We start from the raw sequence: 18,690 nt of genomic DNA on the forward strand, positions 1-18,690 counted from the left end.
CGGCTGCCGGGAGCCCGCATGGCCCGCATCACCGTAGAAGATTGTCTGGAAGTCGTCGATAACCGTTTCGAGCTGGTCATGATGGCGTCCAAGCGCGCCCGTCAGCTGGCCAATGGCGTCCAGGCCACCCTGGACAACAGCGAAACCGAAGACAAGCCGACCGTGCTGGCGCTGCGCGAAATTGCCGCCCGCAAGATCGACAACGCCCTGATCGACGAAGTCGAGAAGGCCGAACGCGAGCGCGCCGAGCGTGAAGCGCTGGAATGGGCCGCTGCCGAAGTCGTCGCCGACGAAGACATGTCCAAGAACGACGACTGATCGCACCCGATCATCCGTTGTTGCCACAGACAGCCCGCCATGTGCGGGCTGTCTGCTTTTCGGTGGGTGGGTCGCAAGCATCGCTCGGTCACGACGTCGGTCGTGACGCATTTGACGGTTGGCAGCACGCAATAGTTTGCCGTTATCCCGTCGCTGGAATAGTCTTCCAGCCATGAACCCAGGCCCCTCTGCCAAGGTCGCCGCGTCTCCCGGCGCGGCCGTACCCGACTATGTCCTCCAGCTGGAACGCGCAGCGCATTACCTGCCGCCCGAGCAGTTGCCACTGCTGCGTCGCGCCTGGGAAGTAGGGGCGTCCGCGCATGCCGGGCAGACCCGTAAATCCGGTGAGCCGTACATCACCCACCCGGTGGCGGTGGCGCAGGTGCTGGCCGAGCTGGGCCTGGACGTGGAAGCGCTGATTGCCGCGATCCTGCACGACACCATCGAAGATACCCCGCTGACCCGCGAAGAGCTGGCCGCCGAGTTCGGCGAAGCCGTGGCCGAGCTGGTCGACGGGGTCACCAAGCTGGACAAGCTGAAGTTCCGCGACCGCCAGGAAGCGGCCGCCGAGAGCTTCCGCAAGATGCTGCTGGCAATGTCGCGCGACCTGCGCGTGATCATGATCAAGCTGGCCGACCGCCTGCACAACATGCGCACGCTGGGCGCGCAGAGCACCGAGGCGCGTGGCCGCATCGCCCGCGAAACCCTGGAGATCTACGCCCCGATCGCGCAGCGGCTGGGCATGAGCCTGGTCAAGAGCGAGCTGCAGAACCTGGGGTTCAAGGCGCTGTATCCCTGGCGCCACGCGATCCTGGAAAAGCACATCCGCAGCCAGCCGGTAGTGCGCCGCGAGGCGATGGCACAGGTGGAAGTGCAGCTGTCGCAGCGGCTGGCCAAGGAAGGGCTGGAACACCGCCTGGTCAGTCGCATCAAGACCCCGTGGAGCATCTACAACAAGATGCGCGACGAGAACAAATCCTTCGACCAGGTCATGGACGTGTTCGGCTTCCGCCTGGTCGTGCGCAGCGTGCCCAACTGTTACCACGCGCTGGGCTCGGTGCATGCCACCTTCAAGCCGCTGGATGGGCGCTTCCGCGATTTCATCGCCATTCCCAAGGCCAACGGCTACCAGTCGCTGCACACGGTGCTGTTCGGACCGTACGGCTCGCCGATCGAAGTGCAGATCCGGACCGAGGAAATGGACCTGATCGCCGAGCGCGGCGTGGCCGCGCACTGGACCTACAAGTTCGGTGGCGACACTCCCAACAGCGCGCAGAGCCGTGCCCATGCCTGGATCGTGGAGCTGATCGATTCCCAGCGCGCGGCCGGCTCGTCGCTTGAGTTCCTCGACAACGTCAAGGTGGACCTGTTCCCGGACGAGGTCTACCTGTTCACGCCCAAGGGCAAGATCCTGGCCCTGCCGCGCAACTCCACCGCGCTGGACTTCGCCTACGCGGTGCACACCGACGTGGGCAACATGGCGGTCGCCTCGCGCGTGGACAAGAAACTGGTGCCGCTGCGCACAAAACTGGTCAGCGGGCAGACCGTGGAGGTCATTACCGCGCGTTCGGCCACGCCCAAGCCGCAGTGGCTCGAATTCGTGGTCAGCTCCAAGGCGCGCACCGCGATCCGCCACCAGCTCAAGCAGCTCGAACATGAAGATGCCGTGCAGCTGGGCCACCGCATGCTCGACCGCGCGCTGGAAGCGATGGACAGTTCGCTGGAGCGGCTGCCGAAGGGACGCCTGGATGCGTTCCTGGCCGAACACCGCTATCCGCGCCTGGAGGCCCTGCTGGCCGAAGTGGCCTTGGGCAACTGGATGCCGAACCAGGCCGCGCAGGCGCTGATGGCGTATGCCGAGCTGCGCGGCGGTGCGCATTCCAGGCACTCGCAGGAAAAAATCCTGATCAACGGCAGCGAACGTGGCGTGGTCAGTTTCGCCAATTGCTGCCAGCCGATTCCCGGCGACGAGATCATGGGTTACCACACCGCCGGCAAGGGCATCGTGGTACACCGCCTGGACTGCCCGAACCTGGCCGAGCTGCGCAAGTCACCCGAGCGCTGGGTGCCGATTGGCTGGGATACCACCGTCTCCGGCGATTACGACACCGCGCTGGTGGTGGAAGTGGAGAACGGCACCGGCGTGCTGGCCCAGCTGGCCGCCGCCATCGCCCAGAGCCACTCCAACATCGAGCGGGTGGACTACCTGGACCGCGACTTCAACGCCGCCGTACTCGCCTTCAACATCCAGGTCCGCGACCGCAACCACCTGGCTGAAGTGATGCGCCGGCTGCGGCGTTTGTCGGTCGTCCAGTCTGTACGCAGGCAATAACGCCGGACACGTGGAGCCACGCCCTGCGTGGCGGGCCGCGCAAAGCGCGGCAATGATCGAAACCGATACAATGGCCCCACCATTGTTCGACATAACGAGGCACTCCATGTCCCGCCAGATCATCAACACCGAAAACGCACCGGCCGCGATCGGTCCGTATTCGCAGGCCGTGCGTGCCGGCAACACCGTGTACTTCTCGGGCCAGATTCCGCTGGATCCGGCCACTGGCGACATCGTCGGCGCCGGTGATGTCGAAGCCCAGGCGCGACGCGCCTTCGACAACCTCAAGGCCGTGGCCGAAGCGGCCGGCGGCTCGCTGGACAAGGTGGTCCGCCTGGGCCTGTACCTGACCGACCTGGCCGAATTCGCCAAGGTCAACGCGGTCATGCAGGACTACTTCCAGGCGCCGTTCCCGGCCCGCTCCACCATCGAAGTGTCCGGCCTGCCCAAGGGCGCCAACTTCGAGGTTGATGCGGTGATGGTCATCGACTGACCGTCACGTGGCACGCAGACCGGCGGTCACTCCGGCGCTGGCGCCGTCCGGCGAAGCTTCGCTGGGCGTGCTCGCTGGCGTGGGGCCGGCCGTGGCCGCCAAACTGGCAGCCCGCGGCCTGGCCTCGCTGCAGGACCTGTGGCTGCACCTGCCGCTGCGGTATGAAGACCGCACCGCGCTGACCCGCATCCAGGACCTGCGCAACGGCGTGCCCGCACAGGTCGACGTCCGCGTCATCGCGGTCGACCGCGGCATGCGCTTCCGCCCCACCTTGAAAGTGGCGGTGGAGGACGAAGGGCAGGGCACCCTGGTGCTGCGCTTCTTCCACTTCCGCCAGCAGCAGGTGGCCCAGTTTGCAGTGGGCACCCGTCTTCGCTGCTTCGGCACGCCCAAGCCGGGTCAGTTGGGGCTGGAAATGGTCCACCCCAGTTACCAGGTGCTCGGCCGTACCGATGACCCTGCGCTGGGCGACAGCCTGGATCCGGTGTATCCCGCTGTGGAAGGCATCGGCCCGGCCACGCTGCGCCGCTTGATCGGCCAGGCGCTGGACCGTCTGCCGGAAGAATCCGCCCTGGAACTGCTGCCGTCGGGCTGGCTCGATGGGCTGGCGCTGCCCTCGTTGCGCAGTGCGCTGCTGACCGTGCACCGCCCGCCACCGGACGCCAATCTGGCCGCACTGGCCGCAGGCACCCATCCCGCGCAGCGCCGGCTGGCACTGGAAGAACTGCTGGCCCACCACCTGAGCCTGCGCCGCCAGCGAATTGCCCTGCAGGCACACCACGCACCGCCGCTCGCCGGTCCCGGAAAACTCGCCAAGGCCCTGCTGAAACAGCTGCCGTTCGCCTTGACCGGCGCACAGAAACGGGTGTTCACCCAGATCCGCGAGGACCTGGCCCAGCCGCGCCCGATGCTGCGGCTGGTGCAGGGCGACGTCGGCTCGGGCAAGACCGTGGTGGCCGCACTGGCGGCCATGCTGGCGGTGGAGCAGGGCAAGCAGGTGGCGCTGGCTGCCCCGACCGAACTGCTGGCCGAACAGCACCTCACCAATCTGCGCGGCTGGCTGGAACCGCTCGGCGTGCAGGTGGCCTGGTTGGCGGGCAAGGTTACCGGCAGGGCGCGTGCAAAGGTGATGGAGCAGGTGGCCAATGGGCAGGCCCAGGTAGTCGTGGGTACCCATGCGCTGATGCAGGAGGCGGTGGTGTTCAATGATCTGGCGCTGGCCATCGTCGATGAACAGCACCGCTTCGGCGTGCACCAGCGGTTGGCCCTGCGCGACAAAGGACCGGGCGGGCGCAGCGTACCGCACCAGCTGGTGATGACCGCCACGCCGATTCCGCGCACGCTGGCGATGTCCGAGTATGCCGACCTGGACGTGTCGGCGATCGACGAACTGCCGCCCGGGCGCACACCCGTGCAGACCGTGGCACTGAACAATGATCGCCGCCCGGAACTGATCGAGCGCATCGCCCTGGCCTGCCGCGAGGGCCGCCAGGTCTACTGGGTGTGCACCCTGATCGAAGAGAACGACGAGCTGGATGCCACCCCGGCACAGGCCACCTTCGAATCGCTGCAGGCGTTGTTGCCGGGCGTGCGGGTGGGGCTGGTACACGGCCGACTGAAGGCGAGCGAGAAGCTGGCCACCATGGTCGCTTTCAAGGCCGGACAGATCGATCTGCTTGTGGCCACCACCGTGATCGAAGTGGGTGTGGACGTGCCCAATGCCTCACTGATGGTGATCGAGAACGCCGAGCGGCTCGGCCTGGCCCAGCTGCACCAGCTGCGCGGCCGGGTCGGGCGTGGTTCGGCTGTATCGCGCTGCGTGCTGCTCTACCAGGCGCGGCTGTCGGCGATGGCGCGCGAACGCCTGGAAACCATGCGGCAGACCAACGATGGCTTCGTGATCGCCGAGAAGGACCTCGAGCTGCGCGGCCCCGGCGAGCTGCTGGGCACCCGCCAGACCGGCCTGGCCGGCTTCCGGATGGCCGACCTGGCCCGCGACGCGGACCTGCTGCCGGACGTGCATGCGCTCGCAGACCGTCTGCTGGCCGAGGCCCCGGCGGTGGCGGACCGCGTCGTCGAGCGGTGGATTGGATCGGCGGTGCGATACGCCGGCGCGTAACGACCAATGGTCGTTACCGCATCGGTACCGGCCTTGTATTTGTAACCTCCGGGTGAGACATTCCGTTGCCGCTAGATGAAGACGGCACGCATGACCAAGAAGATTCCGCTGTTGATCGACACCGATCCGGGTGTCGATGACGCCCTGGCCCTGTTGATGGCCTTTGCCGACGAACGCCACGACGTGGTCGGCCTCACCATTGCCGCCGGCAATGTCGGCCTGGACCACACGGTCCGCAATGCCCTGAAACTGTGCGAAGTGGCCGGGCGGGAGGACGTTCCGGTGTTCGCCGGAACCGCCGATCCGCTGCTGCACCCCTCGGTGGATGCTGCTCACGTGCACGGCGCCGATGGCTTCGGCGACGTCAACCTGCCGGCCGCCAGGCGCCAGGCCGAAGCCGAACACGCCGCGCTGGCCATCCTGCGCCTGTCCCACCAGTACGCCGGTGAGCTGTTCCTGGTCGCCCTGGGTCCGCTGACCAACCTGGCCCTGGCACTGAAGCTGGACCCGACCCTGCCCCAGCGCGTAAAGCGCTTCCTGGTCATGGGCGGGGCGGTGACCTGCCACGGCAACATCACCCCGGCTGCCGAGTTCAACATCGCCTTCGATCCGGAAGCGGCGCACGTGGTGTTCACCGGCTTCCCGCACATCGAAGTGGCCGACTGGGAAGCCACCGTCGCCCACGGCCTGCTGCACAAGGATGTCGAGCAGTGGCTGGCCTTCGACAGCGACAAGGCGCGATTCTACGAGCTGATTTCGCGGCAGACCCGCCTGTGGTCCGAAGACAGCCGCGGGGAGCGCTGGTTTGCTGCCGATGCCCTGGCGATGGCCTGGGCGCTGCAGCCCGAAGGCGCGCTGCGGGTTGAATCGCGTCCGCTGAACGTCGAACTGACCGGCACCCACACCCGGGGTGCTACCATTGTCGACTGGAACCGCCAGACCGGGCAGCCGGACAATTCCCAGCTGCTGATGGCCTACGACCAAGGGCGCTTTGAAGCCCAGGTCCGGCGTGCGCTCGGCGTTGCCTGAGGCCGCAGCGGCGGTCTCTTCACGCGGAACATGGCCTTGGCTTGCCCTAGGGGAAGGCCTCGGCTATAATGCCGCTCTTGCGTTTCCCTGACCTTATTTACGGTGTGTGCCCCATGAAGGACGATATCCATCCGAACTACCGTGACGTCGTTTTCCAGGACGTCACCTCCGATTTCAAGATCCTGACCCGTTCCACCATGGCGACGAAAGAAACCGTGAAGTGGGAAGACGGCAACGAGTACCCGCTCGTCAAGATCGAAATCTCCTCTGCTTCGCACCCGTTCTATACGGGCAAGCACAAGGTGATCGACACCAGCGGCCGTATCGACAAGTTCCAGAAGCGTTTCGGCAAGCCGGCCGCGGCTGCTGCTGCCGAATAAGCGCTCGACGCTGCTGTCCAAAAACAACGGTCGCCCTGGCGGCCGTTGTTTTTTTGTGCGCGCGATAAACCCTGCTGGCGGATGAACGGCGGTTCAGAAATTGCGTGGCTCGACGGAACGCAGTGTCCACCCCGGCCATGGTCGCAGCGCTGCCAGGCTTGCGCGGACAGGGCCACGGCCCGCTTCGTCTACGACTTCCGTCCTAGGGCGTGGCAAATGTTGCTGTGCGATAATGACGTGATCCACAGCACAGGTTGTGGACTTCATTCACGTGCCCGCCCCACGCGCTTGGGTGGGCGCCTTCCCCTGAGGAGCGCACACAGTGTCCGATCTTGATCAGGTCACGCTCAACGCCGGCGACAAGCCGGTTGTTCTGCCTGTCATCAAACCCACGCTCGGCAACGATTGCGTCGATATTTCGAAGCTGACCAAGGAAACCGGTCTCTTCACCTACGACTCCGGCTTTACCGCCACCGCCAGCTGCAAGTCCGCCATCACCTTCATCGACGGTGACAAGGGCGTGCTGCTGTACCGCGGCTACCCGATCGAGCAGCTGTCGGAAAAATCCAGCTACGTCGAAGTGGCTTACCTGCTGATCCATGGCGAGCGTCCGAGCGCCGAGCAGCTGAAGGCCTTCACCGATGAGCTGGCAGCCGAAGCCAACGTCGATGCCTCGATCAATGCCCTGATCGCCAGCTTCGACAAGGATGCCCACCCGATGGCCATCCTGGCCGCTGCCATCGCGCAGCTGTCGGCGAAGTACCACGCCTCGCTGGACCTGTCCGACGCCGAACAGCGCCGCCAGTCGGCCGTGCGCCTGATCGCCAAGGTGCCGACCCTGTCGGCGCTGATCTACCGCCACGGCAAGGGCCTGCCGGCCAATACGCCGGACACCTCGCTGGATTACGTCAGCCGCTTCCTGAAGCAGACCTTCGAATCGGCCGATGGCCAGTACGAGCTGAACCCGGATGTGGTCAAGGCGCTGGACCTGCTCTTCATCCTGCATGCCGACCACGAGCAGAACGCCTCTACCTCGACCGTGCGCCTGGTCGGTTCGACCGGTGCCAACCCGTATGCATCGGTTGCCGCTGGCGTCACCGCGCTGTGGGGTCCGGCCCACGGCGGCGCCAACGAGGCCGTGCTGAAGATGCTGGAAGAAATCGGTTCGGCCGACAACGTTGAATCGGCCGTGCTCAAGGCCAAGGACAAGACCTCGGGCTTCCGCCTGATGGGCTTCGGCCACCGCGTGTACAAGAACTTCGACCCGCGCGCCAAGGTCATCGGCGAGATGACCAGCAAGGTGCTGCAGCAGCTGGGCGTGCAGGACCCGCTTCTGGACGTGGCCGTGAAGCTGGAACAGGCTGCGTTGCAGGATGACTACTTCGTTGCCCGCAAGCTGTACCCGAACGTCGATTTCTACAGCGGCATCATCTACAAGGCGCTGCAGATCCCGACCGAGATGTTCACCGTCATGTTCGCCCTGGGCCGCACCTCCGGCTGGGTCGCGCACTGGCTCGAACAGCAGGTCGATCCGGAAATGAAGATCGGCCGCCCGCGTCAGGTCTACACCGGCCACGACGTGCGTGACTACCAGGGCTGATCAGCTGCCGTGGTACATGAAAAGACGCCTCCGCAAGGGGGCGTTTTTTTTGTTTCAAAAGCCTTCATGCAAGAGCCTTCAAGCAGCATCCTGCAAACGACGGCTCTGGCTCTGGCTTTAAGCCTTTCGCTTTCAGCCAATGCCAACACCACGCCGTGCCGCGGCGAGCATAAAGCCAGCAACCCGCAACATGCGCATGCGCGCGCGTCGGAATGCTTGCGTTGCGTCCGGTTCGCGTGCGCTGTCGCAGAACATGCGCGTGCGCAATGGGTTTAAGAATGGTTGCGTGGGGCGACATCGCGCACAGAACTAACGTGATCGTGTCGCCGGCACTGCACATCGCAGGGTGGGTGATCGCCTCGACCGAGGCGTTTTTCAATCATGGGAGAGAACCACATGTACCGCACCCTGAAGCAGGCCGCGTTGGGCCTGGCGATCTTTACCGCCGCACTGTCTGCCCACGCCGTTGAAGCGCACATCACCGTCTGGGCGAACGTCGACCCGACCCTGTCGCTGCTCCGGGCCGATGGCAGCGCGCTTCCCGCCGAGGTGGAAATGCCCTACCGCGCCGGGCAGGGACTGAGCAGCTGGAGCGAACGCGTGCGCGTGTTCTCGAATGACACCAGCCTGGACGTCGACGTTCGCCTGGCCGAACCGGCCGTGTTGATGCCCAAGGTCACCGCCGCCGGCGCGGTCGACATACCTCTCTCGGTCACTCTCAATGGACGCGAGCTGGGCCTGGCGCCGGTTGCGTTCACCGCGCAACAGCTGTTCTACGGTGCCATCCCCGGTGCTTCCATCGAAATGCCGCTGACCGTTGCCCAGTCCACGCCGGGCCCCATTGCCGCCGCCGGCCTTTACGACGGTCCGGTCAGCCTGGTGCTGGTGCAGAAGGCCAGCAGCCTTTAAGCCCCTGCGCGGGAGCCGGTCCTGCGGGGCCGGCATGCCTGCAGTCCTGCCATGCGCATTCCTGCTCCCGCCGTGGTCCGGCTGGCGGTGGCGCTCGCCCTGGTGCTGGCCTGCGTGGCCGTCCAGGCGGGCCCGGTGCCGGCAGGATTCGAAGATCTTGTCAGTGGCCAGCGCGAGCGCGTGGAAGTACGCGCGTTCGGGCGTTCTGCCGGCCTCTGGCCGGCCTGGGTGACGCTGGACCACGTGCAGCTGGAACAACCCGCGCAGGTGTTGGCCGCGCTGGGTGTGGCCGCGCCCGCGCAGCAGGCGCTGCTGCCCGCGCTGTCGCTGCCGCTGCCGCGCAACAGCCACATGGCCTGCGTCCACGGCCAGCCGCAGCCAGGCTGCGGCTGGCGCCCCCCGCCCGAGGATCCTTCCCACGTGCATGCCATCTTTGACGAAGGCGACAGTGCGTTGTTGCTGTTTCCCGCATTACGCTGGCTGCCGCGCGCGTTGCCCGGCAGCGCCGGGCTGCACGAGCCCAGCGAGAAGGCCGAAAACGCATTGCTGCACCAGCAGACGCTCGCGCTCAGCGGCAATGGCGGCCAGTACGCCCTCAACGCGCACGGCAGTGCCACGCTGGGCGTGCTGCGCAGCGGGCATGTCGGCGGCAACTGGAACTACGCACGCCACGCCTGGCCCGGCCAGCGCGCGCGTACGCGCTTCCAGTTCGACGATCTGTACTACCGGCATGACCTGGCCCGGCGCCACTACCTGCAGGCCGGAAGGATGGACCGGCGCAACCTTGCCAGCACTCAGGGAGGGCAATTCGGCTTCGGCCTGTTGCCGCTGGATCGCTTCGATGGCGTCCGCGCCGGTACCACCCAGGCCTACAGGGATGCCAGCGCCGACGTCGGCGCCGCGCCCCTGACCGTATTGCTGGCGCGACAGGCGCGCGTGGATGCCTACGACGGCGAGCGATTGCTGCAGACCTTCTACCTGCCCGCCGGCGTCACCGACCTGGATACCCGCCAGTTTCCGCCCGGCAGCTACGACGTGACCCTGCGCATCCACGAAGACGGGCGCCTGCTGCGCAGCGAGACACTGCCGTTCTCCCGCACCCGGGAATGGGGTGAACCGGGCCTGCAGTGGTTCGTGCAGGGCGGGCGCAGCCGCGCGCGCGACCTCCGCCCGGCCTCCGGCGACAGCGTGCTGCAGGCCGGCCTGCGCCTGCCGCTGGCCGACCAATTCGGCATGAGCCTGGGCGTGTCACGCCTTGGCCATGCCAGCCATGCCGAATTGCGTACCGGCCTCCGCCACCGCCTCGGCGGGCATGACCTGTACGCCGAAATGGGCGCGATCATCGGCAGCGACGGCCGGCGTGGCAGCCAGCAACAGCTCAGCGTGCGCAATACCGTTTCCTGGAACCTGTACCGGCAGCGCCTGGGCGGCGCCCGCTGCCGCGCCCACCCCCGATCCGCCAACAGTGCATCGGACTGCGCCGACGCCCTGGGGGCATCGCTGACCATCCCGCTGACCGGCGGCAGTCTCCATCTGGGGCACACCCGCCGCCGCGCGCTGGCACCCGGCCGCGGCCCGGACGGCAGCGCCCGCAGCCTGCAGGCCAGCTATGGCCTTACGCGGCAGTGGCGCAGCGTGAGCATCGGTACCCGCCTGGGTGCATGGCGGCAGACCGGGAGCGTGTCCGACCAGGGGCTGCAGTTCTCCGTCACCTTTTCGCAGCTGCAGCGTGCGGCAGGCGCCAGCACACTGCGCCGCATCGGCGCGGAAGCACGGCGCACGCAGTCCGGTGATGCCGGACAGCGCATGCTGCTGGCGCACTCCTGGCGCAAGGAACAGGATGCCGGCGCGCGCGAGATGGCCACCGAAATCAGCGTGCAGGACGCCGATGCCGTCGATGCGCTGCTGGCACTGCGCACCTACGCGCCGCTTGGCCAGACCAGTGCCGTGCTGTCGCACCACCGGCAGGCGCATGCCCGCGACACCGGCTACAGCCTCAGTCATGGATCGGCGCTGGCAGTATCGCCGCGCGGCGTGTTCTGGGGCGGGGCGCCGGGGGCCGATGCGGGCGTGGCCGTCAGCGTCGAGTACGCCGATGCCAGCGGGTTCGAGGGCGCGGCCGCCGAGGTGCAGGCCGGGGCCAGCCGTCGCCAGGTGCTGCGCGTTGGACAGCGCCGGCTGTTGCCGCTGAGCGGGTACCAGCGCCATCGGGTGGAGGTGCAGGACGTGTCAGCGCAGGCCCACGAGGCAAGCGTGCGTGTGGCCCATCCCGGGCCTGCGCAGCAGCCCTTCCTGTTGCCTGGCAGGGTGATCACGTTGCCGGTAGGGGTGGAAGCCACCTTCACCTACATCGGCAACGCCGTGGACGACGCCGGTACTGCCCTGGCCGGCGCGCGCATCCTCAATGCCGCGGTTCCCCGGCTGGGAGCCGACGGCGGGTTCATCACCGAATTCGCGCAGCGCGAACCCGCCCTGTACCTGTTGCAGGCCGGCCGCCTGCTGCACTGTCCATTGCAGGTGCGTGAGCAGCGCAGCGTGGTGCTGCTGGTGGGGCGGGTGGCCTGCGCGCCTATGGCGCGCGGCGCGTTGCCCAGCAGCATCGCCCGCCAGCCGCGGGTACGACAACTGCTGGACGACACGGCGCCGATGGCGCAGGGGGTGCCATGGGGCGGACCCTGATGCGCGCCTGCAGCGTCCTGCTGATACCGGCACTGTGGGTCGCGCAGCCTGCAGCGGCGCAGCGCCCGCCGCTCACCACGCCCGCCGCTGGCACCACCGTGACCACACTGAGCCACACCTTCGACCGTGCCGCGCCGCAGCCGCTGCAGTTGTGGGCACCGCGCACCGTGCTGGGGTTCGACGAGGTGGAGCATGGCCATGGTCGCCTGCATGTCACCTGCACCGATGTGCCGGCACGCGGGCGCTGCCCGCGCAGCGACACCGGGGAAGGCCCGATCGGGCGCCAGCCGATCCTGCTGGAGTTCCACGAACCACGCAGCGGCCAGCGTCGCGAGGTAGGCGTGAGCGGATGGCTGGAGCGGGTCGAGTGGGAGCGCAGCTGCAGCGACGATTACTGGGACAAATCGCAATACCCGCTGTGGACCTCGGCGACCCGGGAGTGCCACGTCGCCCCGGCCGGCACGGCGGTGACGCTGCAGGTGGGGGCGACGGACATCGGCGCGCTGGTGGCCGGGCGCTGGCGTGCCGAGCTGCACCTGGACGTGCGCGGCGGCGTGGGCGCGGCCGTCCTGGGCAGGCACGTGTTCGTGCTTGAGGTCACCGTCACCGATCCGGACCGCGCGGCCATCCATCTGCCGGAACAGGACGGCCCGGTCGGGCTGATGGACCTGCAGTTGCAGCTGCAGGCCGTGCCGCCACCGGCCAGCATCGGCGGCCAGGCGGTGCTGGACATGTGCCTGTACGACGGCCTTGGCTCCCACAGCAGCCAACTGGTGCTGGTCGCACGCGACCGCGGTCCGGACGTGCCCGGGCGGTCGTCCGATGCCTTTTCGGTCTGGCACCACGCGGGCGGCCGCGCGCCGCACGACCGCGTCGATTACCGCCTGCAGCTGGTGCACGCGGGTGGCACGATCGAGCTGCGCCGCGATGCGCACACGGTGCTGACCGGCATCGACAGCGCCGGGCTGCGGCCGGTCCTGCTGCCTGGCATGGACCAGGCCGTGCACTGTGTGCCGACCCCACTCACCTTCATCACGCCCCGGGTGTCGGCCGCCGAAAAGCGCGACGGACGCTACCAGGGTGATCTCACCCTGGAGATGCACCTTCCCACCCGCCGCCCCTGACTCCGATCGAGACCTACATGCGCCTGCATCGCCTTTTCCCGTTGCTGTTGCTGCTTCCTGCCCTGCCGGTGTCGGCCAACCTGGACGTGCACCCCATGCGCGTCCACGTCGACACCGGCGGCACCACCAGGATCCGCGTGCAGGCGCAGTCGCCGCGCACCCAGTACGTCAGGGCCACGGTCAAGCGCGTGGTCGCGCCCGCCACCGAGGACGAGCAGGAGATGGATGAGCCGCCCGGTGACGCCGCGGCGATCGCCGTGACACCGGGCATGTTCGCGCTTGCCGGCGGCGGCAGCCGGTTGGTGCGCGTGATCGCCCTGGCGCCCGTGCAGGAGGAGACCGCGTTCCGGGTGTACTTCGAAGGGGTGCGCGCGGACGACCCGGATGCCCGGTCCGATCCCTTGCAGACGCCCGCTGCCACCCTTGGCGTCAGCCTGGTGTGGGGCGTGCTGGTCAACGTATTGCCGGCCGACGGACGGGTCGCGATGCAGGTGGCCGGAGGGCGGCTGCACAACCGCGGCACGCTCCGCCTGGGCATCCGCCGGGTCGAGTACTGCGTTGCGGCGGCCTGCACCACCCATGACATCGAACGCAGTGTCTACCCCGGCGCTGCGCTGGCGTTGCCATTCGAGCCGGTGCCCGGCGCGCGGCTGCGCGTGGATTACCGGCTCAGTCGTGACGGCTACCGCGAACACCAGCAGATCCTGCTGCCCTGAAAGGAGAACCACCATGTTCCGTCCCCGCCGTGCACCTGCCTCCGCGTCCATCACGCTTCTGCTGATGGCACCGGGACTTGCAGCCGCAACGTTGCCGGAGCCGTCGCCCGAGGCGGTGGCGCCGTCCGCTGCGCAGCAGAGCGCCCCGTCAACCGTGGCACCCGTGTTGTCGTTCCTTGGCGGGCTGGGTGTGGGCATGGGCGTGGCCGGTGTGTTCGACCGCGACGGCGTGCGCGAACGCATGATCCACTGTCCGGCGCCGTCGCCGGTGCAGATCCCGGACCCGGCGCCGCCACCGGGCTGGGCGGACGCGCTCCGGCAGATCGACACCCATGGCGGACAGATCGCCCGCAACCGCGGCGACATCGATTCGCTGCACGACAACGTGCGCGGCGTCAGCGCCGACCTCGGCGACGTAGTGCGCTTCGACAAGGATGCCACCGTGCACCTGCGCGGTGCGCGCCTGGTCGCGCTGGGCGCGGGCGAGATCAGCGCCGACAGCCACCAGGCCATCACCGGCGCGCAGCTGTTTGCCGCCAGCCAGCGCGTGGCGGCGCTGGAGTACACCCAGTTGTACGCCAAGGTCGGGGCGGATGCGCAGAGCCTTCCGGCCCAGGCGGGCCACCTCGGTACCGCGATGGGCAGCGATGCACGCGCGCAGGGCGCGGGCTCGACCGCCCTGGGCAGCTTCACCACCACGCTGGGCCGGAATTCGGTGGCGCTGGGTCGCGCGGCGATCGTCCTGGACGGCGCACACGATGGCTTCGCGCTGGGTTCGCGTTCGCGCGTGCTGGCCGAAAACGGCATGGCCCTGGGCGCCTCGGCCCAGGTTTGGGAGGGCGCGCACGACAGCGTGGCACTGGGTTTCGGATCGATCGTCCAGCACCCCTTCGAGGTGTCGGTGGGCGGGCAGGGCATGCGCCGGCGGATCACCAACGTGATGCCGGGCATCGCCGATGATGACGTGGTGTCGATGCGGCAGCTGTCCGCCTTGGCGGGGTTGCTGGGCACCGGCGTGGACGGCCAAGGCGGCGTGCGCGGCGTTGGGTTCACGGTGCGGGGGCGGTGGCACGGCAGCGTGGCCGAGGCCGTGGACGCACTCGATGATGCGGTGGGCGCCGCTCACGACGCGCTGGACAGCCTGGGTGGGCAGATGGGCGCGCTGCAGGCGCAGCAGGTCGCGGGAGACGCAGGACCTGCGGACGAGCCGGAGGCTGCGGATACCGCCCCCGCCAAGGCAGCCGCGCCTGCCGTTGCCCGTGCTCCCAAGGCCGACGCAGCGCCGCCCGCCGTTGATACCCGCGCGGTGGATGAGGCCGTACAGCGCGCCAACGGCTACACCGACCAGGCAATGGCGTCTGTTGACCGCCGCTTCTCGCGGCTGGACCGCCGCATGAACCGGATGGCGGCGATGGGCAGTGCGCAGGCCGCCATGGCCATGAACACCGCAGGACTGCCCACCTGGAACCGGCTCGGGGCGGGCATTGGCCATGCCGATGGCGAATCTGCGCTGGCGGTAGGCTACCAGCGCGTGCTGGAGCGGCGCGCCGCCACCACCTTCAGCCTCAACGGCGCCTTCAGCCAGGGCGGTGAGAGCACCGTCGCGGTGGGGGTAGGCATAGGCTGGTAGGTACCGACCGTTGGTCGGTACTCACCCCTCCGCCAACAACAACCGCAGCTGCGCAGCCGATGCACGCCGCATCGGCTTTTCATCGATGCTCGACAGGGGCGGCTGACGCAACCCATCGTAGGGCAGGACGGCCACGTCGAAGGTGAGCCCTTCGGCGCTGAACAGCCATACCGGAACATCCAGCGTGCGTTCGCGGTCCAGACGCAGGCGACGCGTGCGGGAGTCGGCGGGGATGCGGTGTTCCTCCAGGAAGCGCTGCACCGCATCGGCGTCGTCGCTGTGCAGCTGGAGCTGCACGGGGCTGTTGGCATCGGCGGTGCCATCCAGGACCGGCCCGCACAGACGTGGGGCGAATCCATGCAGAAACTCCAGCGCGCGCAGCGCTGCCTCGCGCCGGTGGCGCAACTGCGCGTCATGCCCGGCACCGGCAAACAGGCGCTGGTACTCGCGCAGTGCCTCTTCGATCTCGGTATTGCGCGGCAGCGAAGCATCGTCGTGGATGCCCAGCCGTCCGGCGGCTTTCAGCTTGGCCTGGTGGTAATCGCGGAGACCACTTTCGGCCATCAACCGGGCCGCCTCATGGGCAAGCCGGTGGCGGCGTTCGCGGGTCTGGCTCTGCGAGTGCTGTCGTGCCCGATGCATGAGCGACTCCCCTCTTGCGACCTGGCACAGAATGTACACCGACCGTGTGACATCGATGTGGTGGCGGCCGCCGGCCGGCACCCCGGTCCCATCAGAAAATATCGAACGCCGCGTCGTCGGCCTGCGGTGTCTGGGTGTTGAAATCGTACTCGGCCAGTTTTTCCATGTCCTCCACCTTGACCCATTCGGTGGCGCCGTTGAGCGTGGCCTGGACCATGCCGGTCGGCGGTTCGTTCTGCGCGATCGGCGTGTCCTTCAGCGCCACCCGCATGTAGTCGATCCAGATCGGCAGCGCGGCACGGCCGCCGTACTCGCGGTACCCCAGCGAACGGAAGTCGTCGCGACCCACCCACACGGTGGTCGCGTAGGGTCCGCCGAAGCCGGAGAACCAGGCATCGCGGTGGTCGTTGGTGGAGCCGGTCTTGCCGCCCACGTCTTCGCGGCCGAGCACCTTGGCTGCGGTGCCGGTGCCGCGCTGGACCACGTCACGCATCATCGAGACCAGCTGGTAGGCGGTGCGCGCATCGATCGCACGCGGTGCGGTGCGCGCGTTCGGGTCCACCGGCACGGCCGGCTCCGCGGCCTGCTGGGGCTTGGCCGGGCCGGCCGGCGCCGGTGCGGTGGCGGCACCGAAGTTGAAGCCGTCCACCACCTGGCTTACCGGCGCGCCGCCACTGGTGCCTACGCATTCGCGGCAGGCGCGGGCCGGGTTCTCCTTGAACACCAGATTGCCATCGCGGTCGCTGACCTGGTCAATCAGCCAGGTGTCCACGCGCGAGCCGCCGTTGGCGAACACCGCATAGCCGCGCGCCACCGACAGCGGGGTCAGTGAGGCGGTGCCCAGCGACATCGACAGGTTCGGGGGCAGCTCGGCTTCGGCGAAGCCGAATTCGCTGATGTACTTGCGCGCGTACTCCACGCCCATGCCATCGAGCAGGCGCACTGACACCAGGTTGCGTGACTGCACCAGCGCTTCGCGCAGGCGCATCGGGCCACGGAAGCCGCCGCCGTCGTTCTGCGGCTGCCAGGTCTTGCCGCGGCGGTCGCGGAACACCACCGGCGCATCCAGCACGATCGAGGCCGGGTTGAAGCCCTTGTCAAACGCCGCCGCATAGATGAAAGGCTTGAAGCTGGAGCCCGGCTGGCGGCGCGCCTGGGTGGCGCGGTTGAACTTGTTGCCGGAGAAGCTGAAGCCGCCCACCAATGCCTTCAGCGCGCCGGTTTCAGCATCCAGTGATACCAGCGCGGACTGGCCGCGCGGGATCTGGTCCAGCAGCCATTCGCCTTCCTTGGCGCCGGCGCGCACGCGCACGATATCGCCGCGCTGCACCAGCTTGGCCGGGGTCTTGTTGGTCCACCTGGCCGCCGACGCCGGCAGCACCAGCTCAGTACGGTTGGCCAGCACCACCGTGGCGCTGCCATCGGCGCCGGTGCCGGCCACGATGGCCGGCAGCAGCCCGGACTGGGCGCTGATGCCGCGCAGGTGCGCGGCCATGGTGGTGGCATCGTCGCCCGCGCCCAGCGCCACCTGCTGCTCCACACCGTGCCAGCCATGGCGGTGGTCGTACTCCAGCAGGCCATCGCGCACGGCCAGATTGGCGGCGGTCTGCATGTCGGCGTTGATGGTAGTGGTGACGTGGTAGCCCTTGTTGAGCACATCCCCACCGAAGCGGGCGATCATCTCCTGGCGGACCAGTTCGGCCACGTAGGGGGCCTCGACCTGCACCGGCGGCTCATGCGCGCTGGCGTGCATCGGCACGGCTTTGGCCGCGTCGGCCTCGGCCTGGCTGATGAAGCCCAGGTTGGCCATCCGCTGCAGCACGTAGTAGTCGCGGCGCTCGCGGGCACGCTCGGGATTGCTGATCGGGTTGCCGCTGGAGGGGAACTTGGGGATGCCGGCCAGCGAGGCCATCTCGTCCAGGCTCAGCTCGCCCAGCTTCTTGCCGTAGTAGAACTCGGCGGCTGCGGCCACGCCGTAGGCGCGGTTACCGAAGAAGCTCTTGTTGAGGTACAGCTCGAAGATCTCGTCCTTGCTCAGTTCCTGCTCGATCTTGCGCGCCAGCAGGATCTCGGCCAGCTTGCGGGTGTAGCTGTACTCGGAGCTGAGGAAGAACTGGCGGGCCACCTGCTGGGTGATGGTCGACCCACCCGGAACCCGCTTGTCGTTGGTGGTGGCCAGCAGCCAGACGGCGCGGCCGATGCCCTTGTAGTCCACGCCCCCGTGTTCGTAGAAGCGGGCGTCCTCGGTGGCCAGGAAGGCCTGCTTGAGGCGCTCGGGCACCTCCTTCATGGTGATCGGGGTGCGCCGGGACTCGCCGAACACGGCCATGAGCTTGCCATCGGCCGCATAGACGTACATGGGCTCCTGCATCTCGATGTCGCGCAGGGTCTGGACGTCCGGAAGACGCGAGGAAATGGCGTAGTACAGGCCCCCGGCGACCGCGGCGCCGATCAGTGCCAGGACCAGGAAGGCGACCAGCAACCAGCGCAGCCAGCGGCGAAGGCGAGTCATCAGTGTCAGATTCCGATTGCGAATTTCGTGGCCGCAGAGTATAGATTACGCAAGGGAACGGCTGGGGTTGTTCCCGGGGAGAGCATTTCGGTCACCGTCAGGGGACGGGTGAAACGTGTCGTAAGTACACGTTTTGCACGTTGATGGTTGCGAATTGCAAAAAAAACGTTATTAATGCGCGGGCGCAAGTTTTGCGTCCAAGTGCCC

14 protein-coding genes are annotated in these 18,690 nt (G+C 67.9%); 12 read left to right on the forward strand and 2 right to left on the reverse strand.

Features of this window, described 5'->3' with window-relative positions:
- Positions 1 to 18 precede the first annotated feature (18 nt).
- From rpoZ to ACTJI4_RS03520, 12 genes are all read left to right on the forward strand, one after another.
- Complete coding sequence (gene rpoZ, locus ACTJI4_RS03465) at positions 19 to 318, forward strand: DNA-directed RNA polymerase subunit omega (protein WP_068853884.1); 300 nt, start codon at positions 19 to 21, stop codon at positions 316 to 318.
- Between the two features lie 172 nt (positions 319 to 490).
- Positions 491 to 2,650, forward strand: coding sequence for a RelA/SpoT family protein (locus ACTJI4_RS03470; protein ID WP_440868511.1), 2,160 nt, complete (start codon positions 491 to 493; stop codon positions 2,648 to 2,650).
- Between the two features lie 106 nt (positions 2,651 to 2,756).
- Entirely contained in the window at positions 2,757 to 3,143 is a 387-nt protein-coding gene (locus tag ACTJI4_RS03475; RefSeq protein WP_068853882.1) for a RidA family protein, read from the forward strand.
- Positions 3,144 to 3,150: 7 nt separating this feature from the next.
- Positions 3,151 to 5,262: an ATP-dependent DNA helicase RecG gene (gene recG, locus ACTJI4_RS03480; protein ID WP_440868512.1), complete on the forward strand. Its 2,112-nt coding sequence runs from the start codon at positions 3,151 to 3,153 to the stop codon at positions 5,260 to 5,262.
- A 90-nt stretch (positions 5,263 to 5,352) separates the two neighbouring features.
- Positions 5,353 to 6,291, forward strand: a complete 939-nt coding sequence (locus ACTJI4_RS03485) for a nucleoside hydrolase (RefSeq protein WP_440868513.1) — start codon at positions 5,353 to 5,355, stop codon at positions 6,289 to 6,291.
- 113 nt (positions 6,292 to 6,404) lie between these two features.
- The gene (locus ACTJI4_RS03490) at positions 6,405 to 6,671 is read left to right on the forward strand and encodes a type B 50S ribosomal protein L31 (RefSeq protein WP_093533653.1); all 267 of its coding nucleotides are present in this window, start codon (positions 6,405 to 6,407) and stop codon (positions 6,669 to 6,671) included.
- Between the two features lie 322 nt (positions 6,672 to 6,993).
- Positions 6,994 to 8,271 (forward strand): citrate synthase, encoded by a 1,278-nt coding sequence (locus ACTJI4_RS03495; protein ID WP_392917869.1) that lies wholly within the window; start codon positions 6,994 to 6,996, stop codon positions 8,269 to 8,271.
- A gap of 396 nt (positions 8,272 to 8,667) precedes the next feature.
- Complete coding sequence (locus ACTJI4_RS03500; RefSeq protein WP_392917866.1) at positions 8,668 to 9,180, forward strand: CS1 type fimbrial major subunit; 513 nt, start codon at positions 8,668 to 8,670, stop codon at positions 9,178 to 9,180.
- A 51-nt stretch (positions 9,181 to 9,231) separates the two neighbouring features.
- On the forward strand, positions 9,232 to 11,859 hold the full coding sequence (locus tag ACTJI4_RS03505) for a CS1-pili formation C-terminal domain-containing protein (RefSeq protein WP_440868514.1): 2,628 nt from the start codon (positions 9,232 to 9,234) through the stop codon (positions 11,857 to 11,859).
- Entirely contained in the window at positions 11,844 to 12,983 is a 1,140-nt protein-coding gene (locus ACTJI4_RS03510; RefSeq protein ID WP_440868515.1) for a CfaE/CblD family pilus tip adhesin, read from the forward strand. Before ACTJI4_RS03505 ends, ACTJI4_RS03510 begins: the two co-directional genes overlap by 16 nt.
- A gap of 17 nt (positions 12,984 to 13,000) precedes the next feature.
- Positions 13,001 to 13,699 carry a pilus assembly protein gene (locus tag ACTJI4_RS03515; RefSeq protein WP_440868516.1) on the forward strand — a complete coding sequence of 233 codons (699 nt, stop codon included), beginning with the start codon at positions 13,001 to 13,003 and terminating at the stop codon, positions 13,697 to 13,699.
- A gap of 13 nt (positions 13,700 to 13,712) precedes the next feature.
- A complete protein-coding gene (locus ACTJI4_RS03520; RefSeq protein WP_440868517.1) occupies positions 13,713 to 15,329 on the forward strand; it encodes a YadA-like family protein in 1,617 nt (538 codons plus the stop codon).
- 21 nt (positions 15,330 to 15,350) lie between these two features.
- Here ACTJI4_RS03520 and ACTJI4_RS03525 read toward each other — a convergent pair whose 3' ends face one another.
- Positions 15,351 to 15,971: a hypothetical protein gene (locus ACTJI4_RS03525; protein WP_392917854.1), complete on the reverse strand. Its 621-nt coding sequence runs from the start codon at positions 15,969 to 15,971 to the stop codon at positions 15,351 to 15,353.
- A 91-nt stretch (positions 15,972 to 16,062) separates the two neighbouring features.
- On the reverse strand, positions 16,063 to 18,483 hold the full coding sequence (locus ACTJI4_RS03530) for a penicillin-binding protein 1A (RefSeq protein WP_440868518.1): 2,421 nt from the start codon (positions 18,481 to 18,483) through the stop codon (positions 16,063 to 16,065).
- Between the last annotated feature and the right edge of the window lie 207 nt (positions 18,484 to 18,690).

It is taken from the genome of Stenotrophomonas sp. 22385 (assembly GCF_052045085.1).
In the GTDB taxonomy this organism is placed as follows: domain Bacteria; phylum Pseudomonadota; class Gammaproteobacteria; order Xanthomonadales; family Xanthomonadaceae; genus Stenotrophomonas.